Annotated in this window: 17 protein-coding genes and 1 tRNA gene; 5 read left to right on the forward strand and 13 right to left on the reverse strand. The window is 66.9% G+C overall.

The genetic code is table 11. The annotated features are described in order from the left end of the window. The first annotated feature begins 37 nt into the window (after positions 1-37). From ACRARE_RS13470 to ACRARE_RS13480, 3 genes are all read left to right on the forward strand, one after another. A tRNA-Asn gene (locus tag ACRARE_RS13470) sits at positions 38-112 on the forward strand. Positions 113-198: 86 nt separating this feature from the next. Then, on the forward strand, positions 199-1,617 hold the full coding sequence (locus ACRARE_RS13475) for a tyrosine-type recombinase/integrase (RefSeq protein ID WP_432656965.1): 1,419 nt from the start codon (positions 199-201) through the stop codon (positions 1,615-1,617). Next, positions 1,614-1,766, forward strand: coding sequence for a hypothetical protein (locus ACRARE_RS13480; RefSeq protein WP_432656966.1), 153 nt, complete (start codon positions 1,614-1,616; stop codon positions 1,764-1,766). Before ACRARE_RS13475 ends, ACRARE_RS13480 begins: the two co-directional genes overlap by 4 nt. On the opposite strand, the gene ACRARE_RS13485 is transcribed toward ACRARE_RS13480, so the two are convergent. From ACRARE_RS13485 to ACRARE_RS13525, 9 genes are all read right to left on the reverse strand, one after another. Then, on the reverse strand, positions 1,763-2,194 hold the full coding sequence (locus ACRARE_RS13485; RefSeq protein WP_432656967.1) for a hypothetical protein: 432 nt from the start codon (positions 2,192-2,194) through the stop codon (positions 1,763-1,765). The two genes, ACRARE_RS13480 and ACRARE_RS13485, sit on opposite strands and share 4 nt — an antisense overlap. Further along, positions 2,194-2,790 carry a hypothetical protein gene (locus ACRARE_RS13490; RefSeq protein ID WP_432656968.1) on the reverse strand — a complete coding sequence of 199 codons (597 nt, stop codon included), beginning with the start codon at positions 2,788-2,790 and terminating at the stop codon, positions 2,194-2,196. The genes ACRARE_RS13485 and ACRARE_RS13490 overlap by 1 nt, the downstream gene beginning before the upstream one ends. An 870-nt stretch (positions 2,791-3,660) precedes the next feature. Beyond that, positions 3,661-4,218: a recombinase family protein gene (locus tag ACRARE_RS13495; protein ID WP_432656969.1), complete on the reverse strand. Its 558-nt coding sequence runs from the start codon at positions 4,216-4,218 to the stop codon at positions 3,661-3,663. Between the two features lie 341 nt (positions 4,219-4,559). Beyond that, positions 4,560-5,378 carry a trypsin-like peptidase domain-containing protein gene (locus ACRARE_RS13500; RefSeq protein WP_432656970.1) on the reverse strand — a complete coding sequence of 273 codons (819 nt, stop codon included), beginning with the start codon at positions 5,376-5,378 and terminating at the stop codon, positions 4,560-4,562. 297 nt (positions 5,379-5,675) lie between these two features. Then, positions 5,676-6,338, reverse strand: coding sequence for a TetR/AcrR family transcriptional regulator (locus ACRARE_RS13505; protein ID WP_432656971.1), 663 nt, complete (start codon positions 6,336-6,338; stop codon positions 5,676-5,678). A gap of 64 nt (positions 6,339-6,402) precedes the next feature. Continuing rightward, complete coding sequence (locus ACRARE_RS13510) at positions 6,403-7,884, reverse strand: TRAP transporter large permease (RefSeq protein WP_432656972.1); 1,482 nt, start codon at positions 7,882-7,884, stop codon at positions 6,403-6,405. Next, positions 7,881-8,447 (reverse strand): TRAP transporter small permease subunit, encoded by a 567-nt coding sequence (locus ACRARE_RS13515; protein ID WP_432656973.1) that lies wholly within the window; start codon positions 8,445-8,447, stop codon positions 7,881-7,883. Before ACRARE_RS13515 ends, ACRARE_RS13510 begins: the two co-directional genes overlap by 4 nt. Before the next feature lie 92 nt (positions 8,448-8,539). After that, the gene (locus ACRARE_RS13520) at positions 8,540-9,760 is read right to left on the reverse strand and encodes a C4-dicarboxylate TRAP transporter substrate-binding protein (RefSeq protein WP_432656974.1); all 1,221 of its coding nucleotides are present in this window, start codon (positions 9,758-9,760) and stop codon (positions 8,540-8,542) included. A 228-nt stretch (positions 9,761-9,988) separates the two neighbouring features. Then, on the reverse strand, positions 9,989-11,611 hold the full coding sequence (locus ACRARE_RS13525; protein WP_432656975.1) for a thiamine pyrophosphate-binding protein: 1,623 nt from the start codon (positions 11,609-11,611) through the stop codon (positions 9,989-9,991). A 341-nt stretch (positions 11,612-11,952) separates the two neighbouring features. On the opposite strand from ACRARE_RS13525, the gene ACRARE_RS13530 reads away from it, so the two are divergent. After that, positions 11,953-13,107 carry an acetyl-CoA C-acyltransferase gene (locus ACRARE_RS13530; protein ID WP_432656976.1) on the forward strand — a complete coding sequence of 385 codons (1,155 nt, stop codon included), beginning with the start codon at positions 11,953-11,955 and terminating at the stop codon, positions 13,105-13,107. 13 nt (positions 13,108-13,120) lie between these two features. Next, positions 13,121-14,254 carry an acyl-CoA dehydrogenase family protein gene (locus ACRARE_RS13535; RefSeq protein WP_432656977.1) on the forward strand — a complete coding sequence of 378 codons (1,134 nt, stop codon included), beginning with the start codon at positions 13,121-13,123 and terminating at the stop codon, positions 14,252-14,254. Between the two features lie 97 nt (positions 14,255-14,351). Here ACRARE_RS13535 and ACRARE_RS13540 read toward each other — a convergent pair whose 3' ends face one another. From ACRARE_RS13540 to ACRARE_RS13555, 4 genes are all read right to left on the reverse strand, one after another. Next, a complete protein-coding gene (locus tag ACRARE_RS13540; RefSeq protein WP_432656978.1) occupies positions 14,352-15,527 on the reverse strand; it encodes an acetyl-CoA C-acetyltransferase in 1,176 nt (391 codons plus the stop codon). Positions 15,528-15,575: 48 nt separating this feature from the next. Beyond that, entirely contained in the window at positions 15,576-17,873 is a 2,298-nt protein-coding gene (locus ACRARE_RS13545; protein ID WP_432656979.1) for a 3-hydroxyacyl-CoA dehydrogenase/enoyl-CoA hydratase family protein, read from the reverse strand. Positions 17,874-17,875: 2 nt separating this feature from the next. After that, on the reverse strand, positions 17,876-18,646 hold the full coding sequence (locus tag ACRARE_RS13550; RefSeq protein ID WP_432656980.1) for an enoyl-CoA hydratase/isomerase family protein: 771 nt from the start codon (positions 18,644-18,646) through the stop codon (positions 17,876-17,878). Positions 18,647-18,724: 78 nt separating this feature from the next. Beyond that, the gene (locus tag ACRARE_RS13555) at positions 18,725-19,351 is read right to left on the reverse strand and encodes a TetR/AcrR family transcriptional regulator (protein WP_432656981.1); all 627 of its coding nucleotides are present in this window, start codon (positions 19,349-19,351) and stop codon (positions 18,725-18,727) included. Between the last annotated feature and the right edge of the window lie 86 nt (positions 19,352-19,437).

The raw sequence follows: 19,437 nt of genomic DNA on the forward strand, positions 1-19,437 counted from the left end.
ACGGCAGCGCAACGCGCCCCGCCCCGACGCCAAATGCTCCGGCGTAGCTCAGCGGTAGAGCAGTTGACTGTTAATCAATTGGTCGTAGGTTCGATCCCTACCGCCGGAGCCATTTCTCACTTGAATGTGACGAAATATCAATGATTTAAGCTACATGATTCTCCCCCCGGCACACATTCGGGTACACAGGGAGTACACATGGGGCTGGTCTTGAGGCACGTTTCAAAGACAAAATCTGGTCGCTGGCAGTACAGGCGGCGCGTTCCCAAAGAAGTCTCTCAGAGCTTCGACTTCCGGGAGTTCAAGCGCGTCCTCGGGGATACCGAGCGGGAGGCGTTGAAGGTCTACCCTCAGTTCCACGCAGAGGTTGAGCGGGCGATTGAGAGGGCCAAGTGTCAGGCTGGCCAGGAAGCCGCCGCTGACAGAGGCGACCTGACTGAACGACAAGCTTTTACCCTGGCCCGCGCCCGCGCAGCGATGCTCAGCCAAGATGCCATCGGCGCCACTGACGAAGAAACCGCTGAAAAGCGGGAAGCAATCATTGAGGCGCTGTCAGCCCGCTACACCTTGGACGATGAAACGCTTGACCCGACCAACGCAACTGACGTTGACCGCCTGACCATCAACATTCTGCGGAACGGTGCAGAGGCGACGAAGCGCCCGGAACCCACGCTCGAAGACGCCATGAAACTCTACCTCGCAGAGAAGCGGGGGACGGAACCTCCAGCTAGCTACCGACGCGCCGAGGGACAGGTAAAGCGGTCTGTCGCACTTACTCAAGAGGCGCTGGGGCGTGATCCTATCCTGACAGAGTTGACGCGCGAGGAAGCACGTGCGGTGCGCGATCATATGCTGGACCAGGTGAAATCCGACGGACAGCGGATCAGCCCAGAGTCGGTGCAGAAGTACCTGAACCTGCTGCGGGCGGTCATCAACTTCGCGGCGACCGAGATGGACATTTCAGCCACCTTCAACAGCCCATTCAACAAGCTCCCCGTGCCACAGAGAAAAGCCGCTGGCAGGACTGGCGAAGGCGAGAAGCGGTTGCCCCTGCCCCCGCAAGTTCTTCAAGACGCTCACAGGCGGATCACGGGCAACGCCCGGAGCGACCTCGCGCTGATCTGGCGACTGTTGGTTGGGACCGGTTGTCGCCTGTCCGAAGTCGTCGGGCTTCGCGTTGAAGATGTCGACACCAACAGCGACCTACCCCACATCAAGATTGCTTGGCATGAAAGACGGCGGGTGAAAACACAATCCTCGATCCGCCAAGTGCCCCTTGTCGGGGACGCTCTGGTAGCCGCGAAGGAGGCCCGAGAGGCTGCTGGCAGCGACGACATGCTGTTTCCCCGCTATGGCCGCGCGCGCAGCTCTGAGGCTGTCTCAGCATCGCTCATGAAGCACTTGCGGACGATCACCTCGGACAAACGGCATAGCCTTCACTCACTGCGTCACAACATGAAGGACTGGCTGCGGGAGGCGGAGGTCTCAAAACAGGATCAAGACCTTATCCTAGGCCACGCTCAGGAAGATGTGGGCGACCGGGTGTACGGAGGGAACGTAGCGCGTTTGAGAGCCGCCACGCGGGCGATGAACAAGGCATTGGGTAGAGACCAATGAGCGACACGAAAGGCCGCCGGAAGGCCGCGAAGAAGGACAGGGGCGCGGGCTGGCGCGAATACCTCGGCTTTGCCATTGTCATGGGCATCCCCGCAGCGATCTACCTCTTGACCGGCGGCGGGGCCGAGAGCTTTTTCAGAGGCCCCTAAGCAGCCTCAGAGGGCTGCACCAGCGGATGCGTCGCCACCAGCCGCGCATCGGCGGGATCGAAATAGAGGCGGATCTCGCCGGAGCGAACCGCGCTCTCCGCGATCTCATACTCATTCAGGACACCGCCAGCGTTTTGCATAGCCCTGCGTCCTGCTTCCGAGGGAAGCCAGATTAACAGGTGCTCCCTCTTCGCGAACCCGAAGCTGTGGCGCGGGGCAATCACGAGGTGAAGGCCATCCAGCGAGGCCATCGCCCCCGGCGGAATGTAACCGGGCGGTGCTCCTTCCTCCTCGCCACGATACATCGCCGTGTACGCTACGAAGAAATAGAGCCGGTCAAGACCGCTCTCGCCAAGGCCCGCGCCGCTCGGGGTCTCCACCCGGAAGATGCGGACCAACGCGTCCCCCGTCTTGGTCGCGACCGCCATCAACCGGCAACTCCAACTAGACGCCCCTCGGCAGCGATCTTATCCCGCAGTCTCGCGCCGATCCGCAACATGCCTCCCGCTGGCAAGCGCGCTGCCCCTGCCTGACCGATCAGGTTCTTGCGCCTCAAGTCGAGGGTGTCGCCGTTGAGGTAGCGCACACGCTGCCCCCTGGACAGCCTCAGGATAATCCTCGCGGGGTAGACCGCATAGCCGGGCTTGCTATCCCCCAGCGGGGCATAGGTCGCGACATAGCGATGCCCCTGCGAACGACCAACGATGCACCAGAGGCCATCGCCGCCAGCATCCCGCACTAGCCAGTAGTCGTCAGCCTCGATGATTGCGTACTCGGTGCCAGCATCGCTCAGGGGGACAAGGAAGCAATCTGTGCCATCATTGTCCTGGCACGGGATCGGCCAGCGCCTTTTGCGCTTTTCTTGCAGGTGGGCCGCGTGGTTCTCGTGGAGATGCGCCGTCGCCCGAGTTTCAGCCGCATCCAGACGCTTCGCTTCCGCTCGGGTTAGCTGCCGGAAGCCGCTTATATCTTCCGCCGTGAGACCGTCGAGGACAGCGGGAACGAAGTCAGGGGTGTGTTTCATGAAGTAGCTCTTTCTCTTTTAAGGGGGGTGTTCGAGACCGCGCCGTTTGTGAGGGGACAGCTTGCAGCTCGGGAGGAGTGCCGAGGGCCACCCGGCGCAACACGCGGGAGAAACGCCAAAACGACCACGCGAAGCGCAGCCTTCGACACCCCACCAGAACCGGCCCTGAGGGCTTCTCTGAGGAGGGATAGGTAAGGAGGTTGATGGGGAGGGACGTGGCGGAGGAGGCACCGGGTCATCAGCAGGTAGACCACCTGCCTGAGCACTCGGATCAGCCCTGTGTAAACCTAAGGGGCCACCCTCCGAAGGGACGTAGTAATCCCTCCAGTGGGTATGCAGGACCACCGCGCGCTGGGCGTCAGCGGCTCCGCATCATTCAGCTTCTCGGGGGGGCGCGGGTCGATCCGCCCCGAAGGTAAGTCCGGCGCAGTTATGCCGCAGCCAGCACTCGCTGTGCCTCGGCCAGCTTGCCCTCGCCATTCGCAAGGCCCACGGCAACATCAAGAGTGCCCTCCGCCTCGCCACGGCTCAGGGCCTCGGCAGCCATGAAAAGCTGTTCTGCGGCATCCTTAATCGTAGATAGCGCGTCCCTCGCATCGTCACCGAGACAGTTCGCGTCAGCGTTCGCAAAGAGGTGGTCAGTGAAGGCGACAAGGTGGTCTAGAGGGTGAGGCATGGGGATCTCCGGGTGTAAGGAAGCGTGTACAGCAAGATCATCAACGGGCTTCAAGCTACTGTCAATAAACAATAAACCCCCCACACAGGAACCATTCCCTACCGCCACCGCGCTCTGCCCTTCAAAACAGATAGCCCCATGTCGACACCGCAAGCCCCCTGTCGCGACCACAGGATCGGACGGTAGAAAGCAGCTTAGCCGCTGGCGCTCAGTATCCGGTAGACGCTGGCCCTGCCAATCTCCAACCGCTTGGCAATCTCGGTCGCGCCGACGCCCCCACGGTGCAGCTTCAAGACCTCCTCAGTCTTGGCTCTAGCTGTCGCTTTCCGGCCCTTGTACTTGCCCGCCGCCTTGGCCTTGGCGATCCCCTCGCGCTGCCGCTCAAGCATGATCTCGCGCTCGAACTCTGCGACACCGCCCAGCACCGTCAGCATGAGCTTCCCGGTCGGGGTGCTGGTGTCGATCCCCATGTTGAGGATACGGAGCGCCGCTCCCCGGTCGGTCAGGGTGTCGAGGACTTCCAGCAGGTGGGCCACAGAGCGGGCCAGACGGTCCAGCTTGGTCACGACTAGGGTGTCACCCTCCCGGACGAAAGACAGGGCCTCAGCGAGCTTCTCACGGGCTGTCACGTCCACCGATGACACCTGCTCTATGAACAGCCGGTCACACCCTGCCGCCTTCAACTCCCGCTCCTGCCCCTCAAGGCCAGCCTTCTGGTCCAGTGTCGAGGTCCGCGCATATCCTACCAGCATGTCTCATGTCTCCTGAATATGTCTCGCAATGTCTTAGACATGATAAGGCGAATTGTCTCAAATGGTCAAGGAAATTCTTTTGGGACACCCTGCGGGGCAACGTGAGACGTCTCGCTAGAGCTTGCCCTGTGGGACAATTAGGGGCAATTGAACGCTGGTGGCCGAGGTGGTCGCGCGGGGAATTTCGTAAGGCGGCTTTGGGGTGCACTGAGGCGCGCTCAGGTCACCGGGGCACCAACGGCACCGGCCCACACACAAAGCGCCGCCCCCACCGGGGGGACGCGCGGTTCATCAACTATTGAGTTCGGGTGCTCAGATTTTTGAGCCGAAAAGTGGACACGCTAGCCACCGCTCTTTGCTATCTTCACCGAACCGTGAACACCGCCACGGATAACGTCGAAAATCAAGGTGTCTCGCCAAACGATCCCAACCTGTGCACCGAAGTCATCTTGAGCATTCAGCCGCCCGGAGTAGATGCCGAGCAAGCGCCAAGACATCGGGCTACGGATCACTGATACTTTGAGCGTATCACGGTCCATGCGATAATGCTGCCAATTGGAAATAGCCAAGCAAGGTGATCCAGACATTCCTTCTCTCGAGGCGGTATCGACAAAGAACCGATCTTCAATACCCACACCCCACTCCAGAGAAGTCGCAAGGCTGGCACGCTTCCACAGTGGAAATCTACCGCCACCGGTTAGACCTTGCGGATACCCGGGCAAGAAGACTTCTCCCCCGACATCAACAAACATGTCGGGATCATGGGCGTCAGCCTCAAGTAAATCTTTGCTCTTTCCCACTTGCTCGCCACTAATGGGGAATGACGCTACATCTACAGACTGACCCCGCGCAGGATGCTGAAACCAATTTGCAGTATCAGTCAGGGCATCTCCTAAATCTAGGGTCTCTGGTGCCCACGTGATCTTCTCATCCGAAAGGCCAGAGCGAAAGAAGATGCATTTATTAGGCACCGCACCATTGCTGTGCCTTGGTTGCCCCGTATCTGGCCGACAGCCGCTAAACACGTGCCAGTTCGTTACCAAATTCCAAGCCCCATCAACCTTCAAAAAAAATCCAGTTGCAACGCCAAGCCGGATTTGATCCCGAAAGAGAACCAAGGGGGTAATGCAGGGTGTCAAGAAAGATGCTGTTGCGGCCATGCTAAGGCGATACCATGGCTGTAGCAGCAGTCAACATTAACGAGCTTGTATCACATTGACACCTCAACGAAGCTGCAACAAACTAAGCACACAAATCCACCACCCTCGGCACACACGCCGGGAAATCGGGTTGGGGCGTATGTCGCGCAAAGCATTGATATAAAGGCGTTTGAGGCCAATCAGACTTAGTTGGGTTTGACCCCGCCTCGCCTACCGCCGGAGCCATTCTTCCCGACCTCGAAATCCCCAAGACGTCACGCAGACGCCGTACGCCCTGCCCCTTTTCGCAGGCCCTGTTCAGCGCAGCAGGCGGTCGGTCAGCAGCAGGGACAGCGCTTCCGCCTCGGCGCCCAGGCGGTCGGTGCGGCCGTCGACGATGGCCTGAATCGACATGCCTCCGATGGTGCCCGACAGGATCCGGGCCGCGGCGTCGATGTCGAGGTCGGCACGCAGCTCTCCAAACTCTCTCGCCTCTTGCAGATAGACCCGCAGGTTGTCGTGATAGGCCGCTTGCAGCTGCGCCACGCGCGGAGCGAGGTCGGGCATGGCGCCGGTGGATTCGATGATCAGATGGTACAGCGCGATGGCGCTTTCGGGCATGTCGCGCACCGCCTCCAGTTGCAGGCGTATGCGTTCGACGATGGCTGCGCGGCCCTGCCTGTCGCCGACGCGGCGGGCCACATGGCGCAGGAACCGCGCCTCGATCGCATCCAGCACCGCCAACAGCAGCGCCAGTTTCGAGCCGAAGCGCTGCACCGGCAGGCCCCGGCTATAGCCCGCGTCGAGACCGATCTGCGCCAGGTTGGCCCCGGCCACGCCCCGCGCCGCGATCAGCGCCGTGGCGGCGCGCAACATGCGCCGATCCGAGGCGGCCCGGCGCTCTTTCTTCGGGCCCAGTTCGACCGGACCCGAAGCGGGGGCCTCGGGCGGACGCGGGGGCTGGGATCGGGCGTCGGGCATGGGTCCTCTCCGGGCTCGGTGCCCGCTTCTGCCAGCCCCGGCGCCTGCGGGCAAGGGCGCGAGCCTAGCCCGAGACGCTGGCCTGGGGCAGCCAGGTGACGATGCCGGGCACGAAGATCAGCAACAGCACCACCGCGATGGCGGTCAGGGCGAAGGGCAGCACGCCCAGGAAGACCGTGCCCAGCGAGATCGGCGTGCCCAGGTTGGCCTCTGGGTCCGAGGCGATGCGGTGGACGATGAAGGTCAGGATGCCCAGGGGGGGCGTCAGCAGGCCGACCTCGGCCATGACCACCAGGAAGACCCCGAACCACAGCGGATCCACCCCCACCGATTGCAAGGGGCCCAAGAGGACCGGGATGGTCAGCAACATCATCGCCAGCGTGTCCATGAACATGCCCAGGATCAGATAGGCCAGGATCAGCATCAGCAGGATCTCAACCCGACCCAGCCCCAGCTCGGCCACCTCGGTGGCAATGAAGTTGGGCACCTGGCTCAGGGCCATGGTGCGGGTCAGCACGGCCACGCCGACGATGAGCAGAAAGACCGAGGCGGTGCCGGTCAGCGTGCCCACCATCGCCTCGCGCAGCATCCGGGCGATGTCGCGCGCCCGGGTCCCCAGGCGCAGCTGATGCAGCAGGCCCAGGATCAGCGCGGCGATCATGCCGCAGACCCCCGCCTCGGTGGCGGTGAAGATGCCGGAAAACAGCCCGCCGATGACGATCAGCACCACGATGGCGATCGGGATCACGTCGACCAGCGCCCGCATACGGCTGGCCCAGGTCACCCCGGTCATGTCGATGCGCGGCGCCAGGCCGGGCCGCAGCAGCGACTGGCCGATGATCATCGCGGCAAAGGCCAGGGCCAGCAGCACGCCGGGCACCACGCCGGCCAGCAGTTGCTGGCCCACGGGCAGAGAGGCCGCGCCCGCATAGACCACCAGCAGCAGGCTGGGCGGGATGATCTGCCCCAGGGTGCCCGCCGCCGCGACGCTGCCCACGGCCAGTTGCGGGCTATAGCCCGAGCGGATCATCTCGGGGATCGACACCCGGCCCAGGGCATAGGTGATGCCAATGGTGCTGCCTGAAGAGGCCGCCAGGGCCGCCCCGGCGAAATTCGTCGCCACGGCCAGGCCGCCCGGCATCCAGCCCAGCCATTGCCGTGCCGCATTGAAGGCCGAGCCGGTCAGGCCGGATTTCCACAACAACATGCCCATCAGGATGAACATCGGAATGACGCTGAGCGACCAGGAGGCGGTGGCGTCATAGGCCACGCTTTCCAGGGTCGAGCGCACGACCCGCGCCCCCGACAGGCTGTAAAGCCCCAGGATCGCGGCGCCCAGCATGGCCACCCCCACCGGGATTCCCATCAGCAGCAGCACGATGGACAGCACGACGACCAGCAGGCCGATGATCTGCTTGGGCACATCGCCGATCAGCATGGTGACGATGGCCCCAAGCGCCACCGCCAGGCCCAGAACGAAGATGCCGATGCCAAGGCGGGTCAGCGCGCGGGGGATCCCCGGCGCGGTGTCGGAAGAAAGGGTCATACGGTGTCGCTGTCCGAGTCATAGGTTTCGGTCACGGGCAGATGCCCGGCGAAATAGCGATAGCTGGTGGCCGCGCTTTGCAGCGCCAGGGCCAGAACCCCCAGGGGGGCCAGGAACTTGAAGGGCCAGACGGCGACCGGCGGGCTGGACGAGGTGGTCTGGCCGTACTCTGCCGCCTCCAGCGCCTCGGACAACCCATGCCAGGCCAGCAACAGCAGCAGTCCGGTGGCGATCAGCCCGAACACCCCCTCGACCATACGCCGCATCAGGGGCGGCAGGATGTCCAGCAGGATGGTCACCTTGATGTGCTCTTGCCGCATCTCGGTATAGGCGAAGGCGGCCAGGGTCAGGGTGGGCATCCACCAATAGGCCGTCATCTCCAACGTGCCGGGATAGGGCGCGTTGAACCCGGCCCGCCCGGTCACATCCACCAGCACGTTGACCGCCAGCAGGACCAGGGCCAGGGCGGCCAGGATCGCCAGCCCGCGCGCCAGGGCATCGACGCCGCGCAGCAGAAGCGGATCAGGGGCCCGCGACGGGGGCGCGACGGCGGTGTCGGACATGGGCTGAGCCTTTCACGGACAGGCGGGGAGAATGCGGACAGACCCGCCCCCTTCGCTGTGTCAAAGGGGACGGGTCGCGGTCAGGACCGGCCTTAGTTCTTCAGGGCCGGGGTCACTTCGGCGTTGAACTTCTCGTAGAAGCCCGACAGGTCGACCTCGGACAGACCCGCGAAGGCATCCAGGATCGCCTCGGGGGTGCGCTCGGACACGGCATAGCCCTCGGCCTCCAGCGCCTGGTTCCAGTAGTCGATCCGCGCCAGGTAGCCATCGACGAAGGCCTGGGGGTCATCGACCGTGCCCGGGGCAGCGGCGGCCAGGCCTGCGACATAGTCGGCACGTTGCGCAGCCGCCACCGGCTCCAGCGTCGAGATGTCGTTGGTGTGGATCTCTTCGCCCGCGGCGATCAGCTCGCCCGCCTTGGCCTCGATCTGAAGGTAACCCTTCCAGATGTCATAGGCGGCCTTCACGTTGGCCTCGGTGATGAAGTCCTGCAATTCGGCCGGGAAGTCGTTCCAGACGTCCAGGTTGATCACCCAGGTCGAGGCCTGAAGCTGTGCCAGGGTGACCGGCACATATTCCGGCGCCACATCCTTCAGCACCAGACCGTCCACATATTGGTTCGGGTTGATCACCATGCAGTCGAAGACGCCGCGTTGCAGCCCCTCGTAGGCCTCGCCCCAGGCGATGGAGACCGGCGTCATGCCCAGGGCCTCGACCGTCTGCGACCAGACCGCGCCGATGGCCCGCGCGCGCTTGCCCTTGGCCTCTTCCGGCGAGGTGATCGGCGTGTTGCACAGCATGTTGTAGGCGGGCGTCGCGGTGGCCTGAAGGACGCGCACGTTGTGGCGGGCGTATTCTTCGGTCAGCGGCTCGAAGGTCAGCACGGTTTCCAGCGCGGCGGCACCGCCGCCGGCCACGTCATGCACGGTCGAGCCGGTCAGCGCGGCCCCCATGCCGAACAGCCACGACCCCACGGGCAGTTCCTGCGGCATGTAAGAGGGGATGATCAGGCCGATATCGGCGACGCCATCACCCACCCCCGACAGGGTGTCCAGCGCGCCCAGCAGGGACGAGGACCAGTAGTTCTCGAAGGTGATCTTGCCTTGGGTGAACTCGGTGATCGCCTCTTCCCAGGCGACCATGGCCTTGCCGAAGTTGGCGTTCTGATCGCCCGAGAAATCGGCCAGGCGCAGGGTCATCGGCTCCAGCTCTTCCAGCCACTCTTGCGCGGTGGCGGGGGCGGCAAAGCCGGTTGCCAATGCCGCCACGGCGGCGGCCATGGGCCAGGCGGCCCATTTGTCGATAGGTTTCATATTTCCTCCCTCTGCCCTTCGGCAGTCCCGTCCGGGGCACGGCTGTGCCCCCGGATCATAAAGCACGAACTTCTACTTTATGGAACTTTTCTAGCAAACACGGGGACGCGACGGAAGGCATATTTGCAGCAATACCCCATGAATATTAGCCATAGATCGCATTCACCGCCCCCAAGCCTGGTCGAGCGCCCGTCACCAGGCGCGCATCTCATTCCAATATATGGAATATCACCACATGGTCATGCGATCCGGGTCCAGGCGCACGTCGATCAGGCTGGGGCGGCTGCGGTCGCGCGCCTCCAGCCAGGCGGGCAAGGCCTCCAGATCGTCGGGCGCGGCAATGCGCATCCCCTGCCCGCCCAGTGCCTCGGCCACATGGGTGAAATCGGGCCAGTCGAACAGGGTGATCGCCGGATCCAGCTGCTTGTCGCGGAACTGGATATGTTCGGCGCCATAGCTGCCGTCGTTGAAGATCACCACGATCAGATCCAACCCCGCGCGCCGGGCCGAATGGAACTCGGTCAGATTGCCCAGCATGAAGCCGCCGTCACCGCAGAACAGAACCACCGGACGGTCGGGCCGCATCACCCCGGCGCCCACGGCCGCCGCCAGCCCAAGGCCGATCGACCCGAAACTGGCGGTGGTCACATGGTCACGCGGCCCCGGCGCGGTCAGCAGGCCATAGCTGCGCACCATCCAGCGCCCGGCATCGGTGACCAGGGTGCGGTCCTGCGGAAGGATCTCGTTCAGCCGCGCCAGGGTCGGCAGAAAGTCGACCCGGCCCGGGCCGATCTCGACCGCCGCGGGCACCGGCGGGATGTCCAGCCCCCGGGGCGGCAGGTCGGCGGTATGGGCCGAGCCCGGGATCTCGGCCTCGTCCAGCCAGTGCACCAGCGTGTCGGCCACGCTGTCGGGCCGCCCCGCGATGGCCAGGTCAGGCACATGGGCCACCGCCAGATCCTCGGCCCGTTCGGCGATCTGGATGACCCGCTTGCCCTCGACAAAGGCGCCCTGGGCGGTGGTGTGGAAATTCAGCGAGGCGCCGAAGGTGATCAGGCAATCGGCCTTCATCAGCACCTCGGCGGCGGCGGGGGTGCTGACCGTGCCGCAGACGCCCAGCACGTGATCCTCGCCGTTGAACAGGTTCTTGGCCCGCATCGTGGTGGCCAGCGGCGCCTCCAGCCGACGCGCCAGGCGCAGCAGCGCGGCGCGGCTGGCCGGGTCGATAGCACCGCGCCCGGCCAGCACGACGGGGCGGCGCGCGGCAGCGATCATGCCCACGGCATGATCCAGCGCCTCGCCCTCCAGCTCTGTCGGGGGCGCCGGGGGCAGCGCGGCGGAGATGCGGCGCGGCTCGACCTCCTGCCATTGCAGCTCGGCCGGCATGTTGAAGGCCACGGGGCGCCGTTCGGCCCGGGCCCGGCGCAGGGCGCGGGCCAGGTCGTCCAGCGCGGTTTCGGCGCTGCGCATCTGTTCGAACCCGGCGCCCGAGGCCAGGATCACCGCCTTCTGGTCGATGTTTTGCAGGTTCTCGCGATCCGCGCCCGGGGTGTCGCCGCACAGCAGCACCATGGGCGTATGCGATTTCACCCCCTCGGCCAGGGCGGTGACGCAATTGGTCAGGGCCGGACCATGGGTCACCGTGGCCAGCCCCACCTCGCCCGACAGCATCGCGGCCCCAAGCGCCATCAGCACCGCGCCGTTCTCGTTCGCCGCATCGACATAGCGGGCGCCCTCCAGCCGGGCGAAGGCGTCGACCATATAGGCGTTGGCATCCCCCACCACCCCGAACAGGGTTCCCTGCCCGGCCTCGACCAGGGCCTGCGCCAGCGCGGCGTGCAATTTCACCATGATAGTCCTCCCTGCGCCGCCCCTCTCCCCGAGTCGGTCGCTTATCCGATGGTTAGCCAAATTCGCCCCTCACGCAATGGCTGCGACCCGGCGCGGCGCGGATTTCGGCGGGATCAGGCGGGCGAACAGACGCAGGATCCGACCCAAGGACGGCAGCGGGACCCGGCGGGACGGACAGAGACCAAGGCCGGAAAGGCCCACAAACAAAGGGGTCATGGTGGAGGCGCGTCCCTGCATCCCCACCCAGAAAGGCGCAAACCCTCGACACGGGGCGCATCTCTCTATTCAGGGTAATTCTTCTACTCTAAGGTATAGAAAGCTGAGAGAGAGGAGATTGCATCATGGGTCACATCTACCTGTTGGGACCGAGCCGGACCGCCATGGGCGGCTTTCAGGGGGCCCTGTCGGGCCAGACCGCGCCCGCCCTGGGCACCGCCGCCATCACCGCCGCCCTGACGCGCAGCGGCCTGACGCCCGAGGCCGTGGACGAGGTTCTGATGGGCAATGTCCTGCCCGCCGGGCTGGGCCAGGCGCCCGCGCGCCAGGCCTCGGTCGGCGCAGGCCTGCCCCTGGCCACCCCCTGCACCACCATTTCCAAGGTCTGCGGATCGGGGATGAAGGCGGTGATGCTGGCGCGCGACCTGATCGCCGCCGACAGCGCGGGGATCGTCGTGGCGGGCGGCATGGAAAGCATGACCAACGCCCCCTACCTGCTGGACAAAGCCCGGCGCGGCTATCGCGCGGGCCATGGCCGGGTGCTGGATCATATGTTCCTCGACGGGCTGGAAGACGCCTATGACAAGGGCCGCTCGATGGGCACCTTCGCCGAGGACTGCGCCGAGGCCTACGGCTTTAGCCGCGAGGCGCAGGATGCCTTCGCCATCGAAAGCCTGGCCCGCGCCAACCGCGCCATCGCCGAGGGCGCCTTCGCCGCCGAGATCACCGCCCTGGACGGGGTCGAGACCGACGAACAGCCCGGCCGCGCCCGCCCCGAGAAGATCCCCACCCTGCGCCCCGCCTTCCGCGAGGGCGGCACGGTGACCGCCGCCACCTCCTCGTCGATCTCGGACGGGGCGGCGGCCATGGTGCTGGCCTCCGAGGCCGCCGTGGCGCAGCACGGGCTGGCGCCCATGGCGCGCATCGTGGCCCAGGCGGGTCATGCGCAGGAACCGGGCCTCTTCACCACCGCGCCCATCCCCGCCCTGCGCAAGGTGCTCGAGAAGGCCGGCTGGTCGGTGGCCGACGTGGACCTGTGGGAGGTGAACGAGGCCTTCGCCGTGGTCACCATGGCCGCCATGCAGGATCTGGCGATCCCGCACGAGCAGATGAACGTCAACGGCGGCGCCTGCGCCCTGGGCCATCCCATCGGCTGTTCCGGCGCCCGTATCCTGGTCACCCTGGCCCATGCCCTGCGCGCCCGCGGCCTGCGCCGGGGCGTGGCCGCCCTGTGCATCGGTGGCGGTGAGGCCACCGCCGTGGCCATCGAACTGGTCTGAGGGGGGACGCACCATGTTGCTGAACGACGATCAGAAGATGGTCGAGGAGATGGCCCGCCGCTTTGCCCGCGAGCGGCTGCTGCCCAATACCAACAGCTGGGACCGCACCGCCCATTTCCCCCGCGAGGTGATCCGCGAGATGGGCGAGCTGGGCCTGATGGGCATGACCGTTCCCGAGGCCTACGGCGGCGCCATGCTGGACGCGGTCAGCTATGCCGTGGCCCTGGAAGAGATCGCGGCGGGCGACGGCGCGCTGTCGACCATCATGTCGGTGCACAACTCGGTCGGCTGCACCCCGATCCTGGCCTTCGGCAGCGAAGAGCAGAAGCGCCGCTTTCTGCCCGACATGGCCGCAGGCGCGAAACTGGGCGCCTTCTGCCTGACCGAACCGCAGGCCGGGTCCGACGCCTCGGCCCTGCGCACCCGCGCCCGGCGCAGCGACGCGGGCTATGTGCTGAACGGGACGAAGCAGTTCATCACCTCGGGCGTCAATGCCGATGTGGCCATCGTCTTTGCGGTGACGGATCCAGAGGCGGGCAAGCGCGGCATCACCGCCTTCATCGTGCCCACCGACACCCCCGGCTACCGGGTCGCCTCGACCGAGAAGAAGCTGGGCCAGCGCCTGTCGGACACCTGTCAGATCGCCTTTGACGACATGGTGGTGCCCGCTGAGAACCGGCTGGGGGACGAGGGTCAGGGCTACCGCATCGCCCTGTCGAATCTCGAAGGCGGGCGCATCGGCATTGCCTCGCAATCGGTGGGCATGGCGCGCGCCGCGCTGGATCACGCCGTGGCCTATGCGCAAGAGCGCCACAGCATGGGCAAGCCGCTGTGCCAGCATCAGGCGGTGTCCTTCCGCCTGGCCGACATGGCGACCCGGATCGAGGCCGCGCGCCACCTGGCGCGCCATGCCGCCGCCCTGCGCCAGTCCGGGACGCCCGCGCTGAAAGAGGCCTCGATGGCCAAGCTGTTTGCGTCCGAAATGGCCGAGCGGGTGGTGTCGGAGGCGCTGCAAATCTTCGGCGGCTATGGCTATGTCGAGGATTACCCGGTGGAACAGATCTACCGCGACGTGCGGGTCTGCCAGATCTACGAGGGCACCAGCGACATCCAGAAACTGGTGATCGGCCGCGCCCTGACCGCCTGAGCGGGGGGCGCGCAGCAAAAGGGGCGCCCGGGGGATCCCCCGGGCGCCCGTTTCATGTCTCGTGCGGGCTCACTGGCCCCGGATCACTGGCCCCGGATCAAAGCGCCTCGACGATGGTGACATTGGCGATGCCGCCGCCCTCGCACATGGTCTGCAAGCCATAGCGCCCGCCGCGCGCGCGCAGCCCGTGCACCAGCGTCGCCATCAGCTTGGCCCCGGTGCCGCCCAGCGGATGCCCCAGGGCGATGGCGCCGCCACTGACGTTCAGCCGCTCGGGATCCGCGCCGGTGTGTTTCAGCCAGGCCATGGGGACCGAGGCGAAGGCCTCGTTCACCTCGAAAAGGTCGATGTCGCCGATCGACAACCCGGCCTTTTTCAGCGCCACATCGGTGGCGCGCAGCGGCTCTTCCAGCATGATGATCGGATCGCCCGCGGTCACGCAAAGGCTGTGAATCCGCGCCAGGGGCGTCAGCCCGTGCTGTTTCAGCGCCCGCTCTGAGACCACCATCAGCCCCGCCGCGCCGTCGCACATCTGGCTGGCGGTGGCGGCGGTCAGCAGGGCCTTTTCGGTCAGCGGCTTCACCCCCGCGATCCCCTCCAGCGTGGCCTCGGCGCGGATCCCCTCGTCGGCCTCGTGGGGCACGGGGTTGCCGTCGCGGTCCAGCCCCTCCAGCACCAGGATCTCGTCCCGGAAGGCCCCCGCCGCACTGGCCGCCGCCGCCTTGCGATGGCTCTCCAGGGCGAAGGCGTCCATCTCGTCCTTCGAAAACCCGTGTTTCTCGGCGATCATCTCGGCCCCGGTGAACTGCGAGATATCGCGGGTGCCATAGCGCGCCACCACCTCGTCCGGGTAGGGGCCGATGCCCAGGCCCGCGTCGTCGTACAGGGCCACGGGCGAGCCCATGGGCACGCGCGTCATGCTTTCGGCGCCCGCCGCGATGACAATATCCTGGGTGCCCGACATGACCGCCTGGGCGGCGAAATGCAGCGCCTGCTGCGACGAGCCGCATTGCCGGTCGATGGTCACCGCCGGGATGCTGTCGGGCAGGCTGGACGCCAGGATGGCGTTGCGCCCCATCTGGGTGGATTGCTCGCCCCCCTGGCTGACGCAACCCATGATCATATCCTCGATCAACACCGGGTCGATGCCGGTCTGGGCCACCAGATCCTCCAGCACGACGGCGGCTAGGCGCGCCGGATGCCAGCCGCGCAGGCGCCCCTTGCGGCGCCCCCCGGCGGTGCGGCGGGCGGCAACGATATAGGCCTCGGCCATTCTCTCTCTCCTCCTCAGGTCGGTGGCGGCCGGGATCAGCCGCCGCCCTTAGTTCTTTAACGGCTTGCCGGTTTTCAGCATGTGTTCCATCCGCGCCGCCGTGGTCTCGGTGCCGCCCAGATCCAGCAGGGCGGCGCGTTCCTCGGCCATCATCTCGGCCTCGCTGACCGGGCCTGCGGCGGGGCCACAAAGGACGCCCGCCAGCACGCGGGCCAGGGCGATGTCGGTTTCACTGACGCCGGGCTGGCCCGCGACCTGGGCCACCAGTTCCTTCGCCAGGGCGGGCCCGGGGCGCTGGAGGACGGCGCGGCCCGGCGCGGCATAGGCCGCCTGGGCCAGCGCCTGGGCCTGGGCCTTGGCGGCGGGCAACAGCAGGCTGCGCGCCATGACGTGGGCGTCGGCGGGGCGCAGCAGACCCAGGGCCCGCGCCTCCTCGGCCGAGCCCGTGGGCCCGCCCGCCAGGATGGTGGCAAAGCTGGCGCGCGCCGCCGCCTCGGGCGTCTGGCCCGCGTCCTGGGCGCGCAGCATCAGCTGGGTACAGCCGCCCCAGGCGGGGATCAGCCCCACCTTCACCTCGGGCAACCCGGCCTTCAGCTCGGCATGGGCGACGATCGCGTCGGCATGGAGCCCCAGTTCGCAGCCGCCCCCCAGGGCGAAGCCATGCATCGCCGCGACCACCGGCAGGGGGGCGTATTTCAGCCCCAGATACATCTCCTGGCCGCGCGCGATATAGCGCTCCAGCGCGGCGAAATCCCCCGCCCGGGTCATGCCCAGGATAAAGCTGAGGTCGGCGCCCACCGAAAACGCCCGGGCGTCGTTGTTGCCAAGGACCAGCGCGGCGAAGTCCTGCGGCGCACGCGCCAGCGCCTGTTCCAGCGCGTCAAAGACCGTGGGGTGCATGGCGTTCATCTTGGTGTGCACCTCGAAACAGGCGACGCCCTCGCCCATGTCCCAAAGGCTGGCGCCCTCGGTGGCCAGCACCGGTGCCGCGGCGTTGGACAGGGCCGGCATGGCCTGGGCCGCAGCCCGGGTGCCGCCCGCCACCGCCAGGGGCTGGCCGTCGCGGTAAAAGCCCCCCGCCCCGGCGCCCACGTCCAGCAGCGCGGGGGCCGCGCCCAGTTCGGCGGCCACCAGGTCGGCGGCCTGACCCGCGCCCAGCCGGTCGGCCAGGGCGAAGGGCCCGGCGCGCCAGGCGTAGCCCAGCCCCATGGCGGTATCCACGGCGCCCACATCGGCGGCGATCTCGGGGGCGTTTTCGGCCGCATAGGCCAGCACATTGGCAAAGACGGCGCGGGCATAGGCGCCAAGCTTGCTGTCCTCCGCCAGCATCGCCGCCAGATCGCGCCCGCCGCCGGGCAGCGTGGCGGGATCGACCGGGGCCAGGGGGCGATAGTCCAGCGTCGCCAGGTCCAGCGCCTCGCGCCCGGCCTCGCCCTTGCGGTAGAAGCCCGCGCCCGCCTTGCGGCCCAGGCGCCCGGCGGCGATCATCGCCTGCATCAGCGGATGCCCCGGCAGATCGAAGCGCTGGATCCGATCCGAGGCGGGCAGCGCCCCCATCAGGCTGAACCAGACCTCGGGCACAAGGTCGATGCCCACCAGATCGAAGAGGCCAAAGATGCCGGTGCGCGGCACCCCAAGGGCGCCATGGACCGCGTCGGCCTCTTCCACCGTCAGCCCCAGGCGCACCGCCTCGACCACCGCCGCCGCCATCCAGAAGCAGCCCACCCGGTTGGCGATGAAACCCGGCGTGTCGCGGCAGGCGATGACGGTCTTGCCCAGCACCGCCTCGCCCGCGCTGGTGACGCGTTCGGCCAGGGCCGGATCGGTGGCCGGGGTCGTCACCACCTCCAGCAGCTGCATGACCCGGGGCGGGTTGAAGAAATGGGTGATGACGAAATCCCGCGCGAAGCTGTCGGGCAGCCCCGCCACCAGATCCCCATGCGGAATGGTCGAAGTGTTGGACGAGACGATGCTGCCCGGCTTCCGCACCGCCTCGATCCGGCGGTAGAGATCCTGTTTCAGGTCGCGCCGCTCGATGATCGCCTCGACGATCCAGTCGCAATCGGCCAGGCGGCCCAGGTCATCCTCGATATTGCCGGGGCGCACCAGGCCGGGGCCGGTGGCCCCCATAAAGCCCTGGGCCTTCACCTGCCGGGCGATGCCAGCGCGCGCCGGGGCATCGCGCCCCTCGGCGCTGGCGATGTCCAGCAGCTCGACCGGCAGGCCGGCATTGGCGAACTGTGCCGCGATGCCCGCGCCCATGACGCCCGCGCCGATCACCCCCACCCGGGCGATCCCGGTCTCGGCCACGAAATGCGCCAGCGGCGCCCCTGTTTCCTGTGCCATCCTCAGCTCTCCTTGCCCTTGTCGAAGAACGCCGCCAGCGCGCGGTCGAACTCCTGCTGCCCCGCGCAGTCGGCGAAGGCCGCCTGTTCCGCGTCCAGCTGCGCGGCGTAGTCGGCGCGCGGGCGGCGGATCAGATCCTTGATATGCGCCTGGGCCCTGGCCGGGCCGCGCGCCAGGCGGGCGATCAGCCGCTCGGCCTCTTCCGCCAGCGCCTCGGCGGGCACCACCCGGTTCACCAGCCCCAGGGCGGCGGCCTCTGCGGCGCTCAGCCGGGGGGACAGCAGCATCAGCTCCAGCGCCTTGCGCGGGCCCACCATGCGCGGCAGCTCCCAGCTCATGCCGCAATCGCCCGGCGCGGCGACCTGGGCATAGGCGGTCGAAAAGCTGGCCCCCTCGCCCGCCAGGCACAGATCGGCGGCCAGGGCGACGCTCATCCCGCCGCCCGCCGCCGCGCCCTGCACCACCGAGACCGAGATCGCCGGATGGGCAGCCAGCAGCGCCAGCCCCTCGTGCATCGGCCCGATCACCGCGCGGGCAAAGCCCGGGCGGTCGTCACTGGCCCAGAAGCCCGCCAGGTCGCCCCCGGCGATGAAGGCGCGCCCGGCCCCCGCCAGCACGATGACCCGCAAGTCGTCGCGGGCCGAAAAGGCGCGCATGGCATCGCGAAAGCCCTCGGCGCTGGCCACGTCGATGGCGTTCATCACCCCCGGCCGGTTGAAGGTGATGCGGCCGATCCCGGCCTCGACCGAAACCTCGATCACGTCGTCCTGCATGGGTTTTCCTCCTCCCCCTTGGCGGGGCCGCGCGTTCCTCTGCGCGCCGCCCTGCCCAATCGTTTCCCCGCCCCGGCCTCAGGCCTCCAGCCCGGCCAGCAGCGTGGCAATCACGCTTTCCACAACGTCCCGTGCGCTGTCGGCCCCCTCGGGGTCGTACCAGCGGCCGATCCAGTTCAGCGACCCGGTGATAGTGAAGGTGATCATCCGCGCATCGCTGCCCCGGATCGAGCCGTCGTCCAGCCCCTCTTGCACCAGGGCGCGCATACTCAGGTCGATCTCGCGCTTCAGGGCGCGGAACTTGGCGCGGCTTTCCTCGGACAGTTCAAAATCACCGGTGCGGGTGACGATGCGGCCGAAATCCTGGGTCATGATCAGACCGTAGCGGCGCATCACCTGCACCAGCCGCCACAGGGCCGGGCCCTGGGCGCCGACCGCCTCGACCGCCGCCTCGCGCAGCCCGTCCAGGCCGCGACGCACGCAGGCGAACAGGATCTCGTCCTTGCTCTTGAAATAGTGGTAGATCGTGGGCTTGGTCACGTTCAGCTCTGCCGCGACATCGTCCATCGAGGTGGCGCCGAAGCCGCGCGCGTTGAAATGGCGCACCGCCGTTTCCAGCACCGCCTCGCGCTTGCGGCGCTGAATGCTCGCCCGATCCTCGCGGCTCGCCCATGGCGACGCGCTCTTGCGGTCCTGTGCGCTCATCCCGGCCTCTCTTTCCCGATCCTGCGGAGAAAGGCTACTCACGAGTATAGTCACTGTCAATCAATGCTCCGTTGCCGCCCCAGGGA

Origin of the sequence: Pseudooceanicola aquaeponti, assembly GCF_050897975.1 — a bacterium.
Lineage (GTDB): Bacteria > Pseudomonadota > Alphaproteobacteria > Rhodobacterales > Rhodobacteraceae > Pseudooceanicola.